At 40.1% G+C, this 7,506-nt stretch carries 7 protein-coding genes; 2 read left to right on the plus strand and 5 right to left on the minus strand.

Going from position 1 to position 7,506, the window contains the following annotated elements; all coding sequences use genetic code 11:
* Positions 1-109: 109 nt before the first annotated feature.
* Complete coding sequence (locus BW716_RS34140; RefSeq protein ID WP_179091401.1) at positions 110-1,120, minus strand: hypothetical protein; 1,011 nt, start codon at positions 1,118-1,120, stop codon at positions 110-112.
* Positions 1,121-1,134: 14 nt separating this feature from the next.
* On the opposite strand from BW716_RS34140, the gene BW716_RS34145 reads away from it, so the two are divergent.
* Positions 1,135-1,755 carry a phage integrase SAM-like domain-containing protein gene (locus tag BW716_RS34145; RefSeq protein WP_179091402.1) on the plus strand — a complete coding sequence of 207 codons (621 nt, stop codon included), beginning with the start codon at positions 1,135-1,137 and terminating at the stop codon, positions 1,753-1,755.
* Between the two features lie 273 nt (positions 1,756-2,028).
* On the opposite strand, the gene BW716_RS34150 is transcribed toward BW716_RS34145, so the two are convergent.
* From BW716_RS34150 to BW716_RS34165, 4 genes are all read right to left on the minus strand, one after another.
* Positions 2,029-2,589, minus strand: coding sequence for a dihydrofolate reductase family protein (locus BW716_RS34150; RefSeq protein WP_083730533.1), 561 nt, complete (start codon positions 2,587-2,589; stop codon positions 2,029-2,031).
* Between the two features lie 71 nt (positions 2,590-2,660).
* Positions 2,661-3,506, minus strand: coding sequence for a DNA-binding domain-containing protein (locus BW716_RS34155; RefSeq protein ID WP_083730534.1), 846 nt, complete (start codon positions 3,504-3,506; stop codon positions 2,661-2,663).
* Positions 3,499-4,422: a DUF692 domain-containing protein gene (locus tag BW716_RS34160; RefSeq protein ID WP_083730535.1), complete on the minus strand. Its 924-nt coding sequence runs from the start codon at positions 4,420-4,422 to the stop codon at positions 3,499-3,501. The genes BW716_RS34155 and BW716_RS34160 overlap by 8 nt, the downstream gene beginning before the upstream one ends.
* Before the next feature lie 9 nt (positions 4,423-4,431).
* Positions 4,432-6,519: a ferritin-like domain-containing protein gene (locus BW716_RS34165; RefSeq protein ID WP_083730536.1), complete on the minus strand. Its 2,088-nt coding sequence runs from the start codon at positions 6,517-6,519 to the stop codon at positions 4,432-4,434.
* Positions 6,520-6,844: 325 nt separating this feature from the next.
* Between BW716_RS34165 and BW716_RS34170 the strand changes: the two genes are divergently transcribed.
* Positions 6,845-7,207 (plus strand): S26 family signal peptidase, encoded by a 363-nt coding sequence (locus BW716_RS34170; RefSeq protein ID WP_083730537.1) that lies wholly within the window; start codon positions 6,845-6,847, stop codon positions 7,205-7,207.
* Positions 7,208-7,506 lie beyond the last annotated feature (299 nt).

The following is a 7,506-nucleotide window of genomic DNA, read 5'->3' on the forward strand; positions in this document are numbered from 1 at the left end:
ATTTTTAACAGCTCTAGGGAAGATTTAATTTCATATTTCTGGGCCATACCTAAACATAAATTAGTGATCAAAAAAAATGTTGTCCAAATAATTTTCATAAAAATAGATTTTAAAACTGGTAATCTACACCCGGATCATCCCAAAATATGGTTGTAATATTAAAGGGTATTCCTCCCACCCTTGTTCCTTGTTCATATCCAAACCTCACCTTTACCTTTTTATTAACAATCTTATATTGGGGAGTCCATCTTCTAACAAATAAACCCATAACATAACCACCCACATAGATTTTTGTACTAACTTGTGAATTAGTTGTGGTAACAATATTGAACTCCGCGGCCCCCTCATAAACTGCTCTAGGTTTATCCTTTACCAGCGCTTGCATCTCATAAGCAACCTGTCCCCTTGAGGTGCTGGGAGTAATATTTCCTTGTTTCGCTTTAATTTCAAACCAGGCAGCTTCTGGAAAACGCGTAGTTTTGCCTGATGAAACATTCTGCAAAGTGGTGGTTGCTTTCGCATCTATAATTATATTTTTCCTGCTAGAGTGGATTGGCCAGTACAATCCTTCTCCATCGTCAAGGTGGTCAGGTAGAGTATTTTGTGCGTAAGAGTTCAGATAGCCAACCATGTTTTTGGAGGCTTCCGCCCATACATGGAATGTCTTTTCAAATGTATCTCCAACATAATCTTCCCACTGACCGCTACTTGTAAATGTTTTGCCAGAATATTGTTTTGCTAAAGTCATTAAAACCGATTTAGAAAGATCTTGCCATCCACTAGTATTTCCATTTTGCGCACCTTTGAAGATATCATTAATTCCATTACTAATATTTACTGCAAAATTCGAAATACTGTTTCCAATGGCACTATAATTAATGCTAGCACCTAATTTATATCCATAGTGTCCAGCAGTAAAACCAGTTATACCACCACCAATAGTAGCTAACGCGAGATCATTTTCTGTTAATCCATTATTCTTTGCAGTTGAATACCCTATAGCTGAACCAATAGCCATAGTAGTAAACTGGGTCGCCCACTGAGTATTTGTACAACTTGCAAAATCAAATAATGAAATACTCCCTGAAGGGTGTGTGCCATTCACAGGATCATTTCCCATTACTACATAGGGATATGAAAATAGGATCTTACCTAAACAGGACGAAAGATAAAAGGATCTACTATTATGACTATGGCCGGCTTCCCGGACAGCGGCCTGCAATACGAGTATTGACTTATACGAAACCGAAGAACCAGACCGAAAAAAATCATAATAAGCAAGCCTTAGAATTAATAGATGTTAAAAAAAGCCAGACAATAATAGAACAGCAATCTATAGGATCTGCCTATATTCCACCACATAAGTTTAAGGGGAATTTCCTGGAATACTACGCGGAATATGTAGATAAAAATAAGACAGATAGTAACAGGGCTTTACAGAACAGCTTTAAACAATTCAAAGAATTTGTAGGGCGTAGCTTCGTTTCACCAGTTGACATTACGGAAAACCTATGCAAAGAGTTTAGGAAATTCCTTCTTGCCAAATTTAAAGGGGAAACTCCACAGGGATACTATGCAAGATTTAAGTGGGTACTAAACGCAGCAACAAAGGATAAATATTTCCAGGTGAATCCAACAGACGAAGTTTCAGCTATACCCAATCCCAGCGCTACGTTAAAAAAGAACCTTGAGGTGGAAGATCAAGTTGAATTCTTGGGGAGTGAGCAGTTGTATGATCGATTATTTCTTTTTTGAATCTTTCACAATGAAAAGTTCCTCTTCTAATCTCCATTGCGATCTCACTTAAAAATCTTCCCTCATAGGCAGGGTAAGTATTTTTGAATTTTAGATCTGGATACTCTAATGCCGGACTTTTAACGCTTATAGACAGTGATGGTCAAAAGTTGAAGATAAACCACCACCTGATAGGGCTTGCCACATTTGTAAGCCAGCTGGAAGGTAAAACTGGCATCTGGACCAGTATAAAGACATTACAGCGATAATGCTCATAGAGCTGTCTGAATCAGTCTATTGCTTTTTTATTTCATAACACAATTCGACCATTCCGCTTTTATAGGCGGCCACGTCTTTCAGATGCAATATAACTTCATGTCCTATATGTTCAAAGAACGCCGTGCCTTCGCCAAGAATAACAGGCAGGAAAGACAACCTGATTTCGTCTGCCAGGTTTGAACGGATGAAATCTTTTGCAAGCATTGCTCCGCCTACAAGCCAGACATGTTTATACTTTGATTTTAGTCGTTCATTCACCAGCTCGTCCAGATCGCCGGAGTAAAGTGCTATGTTTTGTTTATAAACAGGGAGGTTTCTGTGAGAGACTACAATTGTGGGTATGTCTCCGTAAGGCCATCCATAAGATGCAGACAGTTGCAGCGCATGTTCGTATGTATGGGCCCCCATTACATAGCAGTCTATTTTTTTAAGAAATTCATCGGGGTCTTGTCCTGTAATTCCTTTCTCATAATAATCGGGCGTGTCAAACCACGAAACGCTATTGTCTTTTTTGGCAATTATTCCATCAAGGCTTGAAACCATATGTATGGTTAGCTGAAATGTATCTGTTTTCATTTGTTTTGCAGGAAAGCTCTTTAAGTTACAGCAATATTTTGAAAGAACTTCGTCTTGTAGATATCCACATATTATAGTCCATCACGATAAATATATCCCGACTTCAACGCAAGCGGTATCCACAGCATTAAATCGGCCATCAGGGAATCACTATTTACGCCGCACTTTTGGGAGGCAATACTAATAGCAACAAGATAATCATTATGATTTTGCAATGCTTTCAGAAACTGCCATTGCCATAACTCCAAATCGCCTATTTGAACAATGTATCCGCTTCTGCTGATAGCAGCAAAGCTTTCTTTTATAACAGGAGTAGGAGGATTTTCCAGGCGTTGTACGGCCTTAATAAATTCTGCTAACGGAAAATGTAGCTGTAACAATATCAGGCATGGTGAAGTCCTGATTGAGGCCGTATCCAACAGATAAAGCATTTGATTGTCATAAGTACTTTCTTTTCCCCTCCCTTCAATGCCCTTGCTTCTTGAAGCTTCAGCTATTGAACGTTCAAATATTGCAACCTCAACAGGAAGATCATATATGGATGGTTCCTCACTTACTTTTTCCTTTGGCAGCGTGCCTCTAAGGAATGTGGGAAAGTATAGTCCAAGATCATACAGGTTGGGAGAAGCAGGTGGCACGCTTGCAAGATAGGCACTGGCAAATATATTGAATAGTTCAGGACCAAGTAGTTGTAAGAGGGCCGGATATTCTGCCTTCATACATTCCATTAACCGTAGTACATATCCTTTGGCATATATTTCTATTTTTTTCATTGCTGGCATACCTGCGGTGGAGAGTATTACCTTCTCATGATTGAGATGATAGCATTGATCGGCCATGTACACTTTATCATTTAGCCTGCCAGGTTTAATAATAATCGACGTAAGCCATTTCTGAATGTTGGCCAGTTCACTCATGGGATGTTTGTATTTGATGATCTACAGGATTAGAAACCGCATTTAAATAAGGTGTACGATAGACAGGTACATCAGGTAAATGGCCTTGTAATACCTGTTTTGCTTTACTTACTTCAGCGATCAGTTCATCATATTCAGGAATATTTGCGTCCCATTCTAATAGGGTAGATACACCTCCGGTAAGCTGCTGTGCAAGATTATACAAACGCCAGACCTCTGTAGGCACTGGCTGATCATGTGTATCCAGGTAATATTGATAACAATCTGTAGGTCCGGCAATATGTATTTGAACTACTGCTTCATGTGGTATGTTACGAATATAAAATTCCGGATCGAAATGGTGATTATTACCTGATACAAAAACGTTGTTTACGTCAAGCAGTAAACCACAGCCGGTTTTATGCACAAGTTCAGTCATGAACTCCCATTCGTAAAGACTGGAGCTTTGAAACTCCATGTACGTTGAAGGATTTTCCAATACTAATGGTCGTTGAAGTATATCCTGAACCCGGTTTATACGCTCGCTGACATGTAGCAGACTTTCTACTGTCAGGGGTAAAGGCAACAAATCATGGGTATTTAAATGAGCTACTCCGGTCCAACATAAATGATCTGATATCCAGACTGGATTTACTACTGCGGCAAGCTCTTTCAGTTGTTCGAGATAGGCAAGATTTAATGGGTCTGTACTTCCTATTGACATAGATACGCCATGCATGACAATGGGTCTTAATCCTGCAATATGTTCCAACACATGTCTTGCGTAGCCAAAATTGTTCATGTAATTTTCACTGATGATCTCGAACCAGTCTATAACCGGATCGTTTTTCATCAGGTGTGCATAGTGTTTGCTGCGTAAGCCGACGCCCAGGCCAAGATTAGGAAGGCCCAGGCGTTTGTTGTTATTTATATCCATAAATATAGATCAGGTAGATGGAGGAAATGCCAGCCTGATATCACTAGGCTGCGGTTTAACTGGCTCTGGTGCATCGGGATTCCTGGTTTTTAAAACCTTTGTGTAGGCTTCCCATGCTATGTCATAAACCAGGTCGCCATATTCAAATTCTACCTGGCCGGGTAATTTAATAGTACTGTGATCCGGATCTTTAAAATCATTTAATTCCATTGCACCGACGACAGCAGGTTTCCCTTGCTGATCAGTAAACGGCGGGTAAATCTGAGAAGCAGAAATAGGAACAGCGCATCCGCCAAAACTTTTACAAAGATTATCGGCAGGAGCACTGTATGCCGGTGTCGGTAAACCGCATCCGGCTTGTAAATTATATTGGCCCTGGGCCAGTTTTACACTTTGGCTACATGATTTTGACTGGCCTACCAGTTGCACAAATCCGCAACCTCCCTCGGCCTTGCATGAGTTTGACCCTCTGCAATTATGGTAGACTTCTGCGGATGCGCAGGTGTTGTCAACCGGTGCATCGTTGTTCAGATTCATACCCTGACATGCGTGATAAAGTGTATTGACCTGCCGGACTTTTACACCTACCGAGAGATCGGGAAGCTGACCAAAAACTGCCCAGCACATCATCAGGCGGTCGCCGGAGCCACTCATTGATGGAAAAGGAAATCCTACAGAGCTGTTCTGCCAGTACTGGTCAAGCACAGTGGTAATGCCAGCTATTGCGCCTGTAGCCACTTCACAAAACTGTTTGTAGTTGGCATTTCTTTTTGCTTTATCCGGCTTTCCGGAATTATCCAAGGGGTTATTAAGACGGTTTAATGCGCCTGCAATTTCTTCTGCCGCTGGCAATGGGTGTTTGTTTTTATCATAATCCGCACCCATCAGATCCTGAGCAGTCCATTTATCAGCACCTTTCCGTATCTGATTATGCCAGGTAGGCCATGTTACAATTTTACCGGATTTAAGATCTTCCTGTATTTGTTTAAAGCGCTCATAATGGTCATGTTCACCATTATTGTGACGGGCGTATGCGTGAGATGACGCGGCAGGGGTTCCGGTATCTGTATAAGAAGGATAATCCGCTTTAAGTGCTTCATCGGAAGCCTGGTATTCGGGATTAACCGCCTGTAATCCTGCTGAAGGGCGTAGATTCTTCCGGATACCTTTACCCTCACCCTGGTCAGTTATACTGCAGATAAGTTTGAATACAAGTTCTTTTGCTTTATCTGGCAGCCAGCCCGATATGGTAGTCGTCAACTCCTGGAACTCCTTATAGGGATGGCCGGGAGAAACAGTGTTAAATATGTCCTGCTGTATAGCGGCCGGAGAATACATCATTTCCCATAGAGTGGTAACCTTACCTTCAACATCTTTGTAAGTGATATCAAGGTAATCCCAGAGGCACTGATACATCTGACCAATACTACCGAACATTGGCAATTGATCTCCCTTTTTCCAGTTTTTAAATGGGGTTATCGGGAAATATTTGTGTAGTTCACTATCTTTAATACGTGCTTTAGCTTCTTCTTCGGGAGCCTCAATGGCAAGGAACAGATCATTCTGACTTAGATTAAGCTCATCGAGTTTTACCCTCATATCAGCATAATTAACACCATTTGATACAGGTTTACAATCCTGGAAATCAACAATACCCGGAAGAATGGTACTTTGGGGATTGTAACATGTCCATGCATAATTGTTGTTTTCTGGCGACATTTGGGTGAACTGGGGTACGATACCCAGCGCTGTTGCTACATTTGAGGCCAGTTGCAAATGAAGCATCTCTTCAATGAATACGCTGAATATTGTATTAAATGCTGCTTCATTCTCAGGAATATTATTTAAGGATGATTTTTCTCCTGGTCTGAAGGTAGGAGCTAGTCCCGGCCATAAACGTCCCTGATAAAGGTTACTTTTCTTTCCGGTAATCTGGTGTAGTCCCTGTATAGAGTACAAAGACGTCATGTACAGGGGAATCGTGAATAGTTCAACGTTTACAGCCGTTTGTACGATAGCCTCAACGGCGGCTTTGTCTGTTTCAAAGAATTCCGGGGAGCGATCAAAAAGATCTTTTTTTTCTGCTTGCGTCTTCATTGATTAAATGTTTAGGATCATAATAAATTATACAAATTTTGCTTTCATTATGGGTATGAGATCAACAATATAAAAATAAAGGGGTAAAACCGACTTGTCTTTATAAAATGGGTATGTAGAATAACGCGGATCATCGTCTATTTGTTTAATAAAATTAATTTTTTGCGATATTGGCTATTATGGTATGACGCTCAGTATCAGAAAGTCCGATTGTATTATTTTCATCTTTAATAATTCTTATAGGCTTCGGTATCCGGGGCTACGTTTTTCAAATGCCAGCCAACAGCAAGTGTCAGACGTTTTGTGTAATTAAAAACTCAATTGAATGAAGGGAACTTTAAAAGTTATTTTATTATTGCCGGGGATTCAATTTGTACTCTTGTTAATCGGTCGATTAACAGATGTTTTTCAATACTATAAAGCCCCGACTATCGCAAACAAGCCTTCAATAAAATTAAATAGCAGAATGCTGGGCTCCAGGTTCATCTCTCCGAAAAGATTAGATTTTATTTGGTTTACAGGTGATACTCCATTCGGTACACTACCTAATATTTATAGATTGTGTGGCTTGCCAGGCGACATTGTTGAAATAAGGAAAGGTATATTATTCGCTACTGATAAAGATATTAATAAGGACTTAAAATTGGGGCACCCTTATATTGTTACACGAAATGAGTTTGAAATATAAAAACCCTTACTTAATTCTACTTTGACAACTTAGGAACCATCTTCTCCAACAAAATCGAATCTTTTCCCAAGACTAACCTGTCGCTTTACAATATAAAGAGCCAAATCAACTTTACTTCGGTTAATATATCTTTCCCTGGGTACACCAGCTGCTTTGTACTTTAAGTTATTCCTTCCAGCACCTTCTTAATTTCTTTGAAGGCGTGACATTTGCAAAAAAATCCGTATCAGCCGGAAATATAGAATCTGGGCTTGGGTTAACAATAAAAAGTACTATCTGATTTTATTTTGAAGTTGTTT

Origin of the sequence: [Flexibacter] sp. ATCC 35208, from assembly GCF_001975825.1 — a bacterium.
Taxonomy (GTDB): domain Bacteria; phylum Bacteroidota; class Bacteroidia; order Chitinophagales; family Chitinophagaceae; genus Chitinophaga.

Bases quoted from the DNA above. Each gene is read 5' to 3' on its own strand.
- BW716_RS34140 (WP_179091401.1), bottom strand. From the start codon at position 1,120: ATGGGAAATGATCCTGTGAATGGCACACACCCTTCAGGGAGTATTTCA.
- BW716_RS34170 (WP_083730537.1), top strand. From the start codon at position 6,845: ATGAAGGGAACTTTAAAAGTTATTTTATTATTGCCGGGGATTCAATTT.
- BW716_RS34155 (WP_083730534.1), bottom strand. From the start codon at position 3,506: ATGAGTGAACTGGCCAACATTCAGAAATGGCTTACGTCGATTATTATT.
- BW716_RS34150 (WP_083730533.1), bottom strand. From the start codon at position 2,589: ATGAAAACAGATACATTTCAGCTAACCATACATATGGTTTCAAGCCTT.
- BW716_RS34165 (WP_083730536.1), bottom strand. From the start codon at position 6,519: ATGAAGACGCAAGCAGAAAAAAAAGATCTTTTTGATCGCTCCCCGGAA.
- BW716_RS34145 (WP_179091402.1), top strand. From the start codon at position 1,135: ATGAAAATAGGATCTTACCTAAACAGGACGAAAGATAAAAGGATCTAC.
- BW716_RS34160 (WP_083730535.1), bottom strand. From the start codon at position 4,422: ATGGATATAAATAACAACAAACGCCTGGGCCTTCCTAATCTTGGCCTG.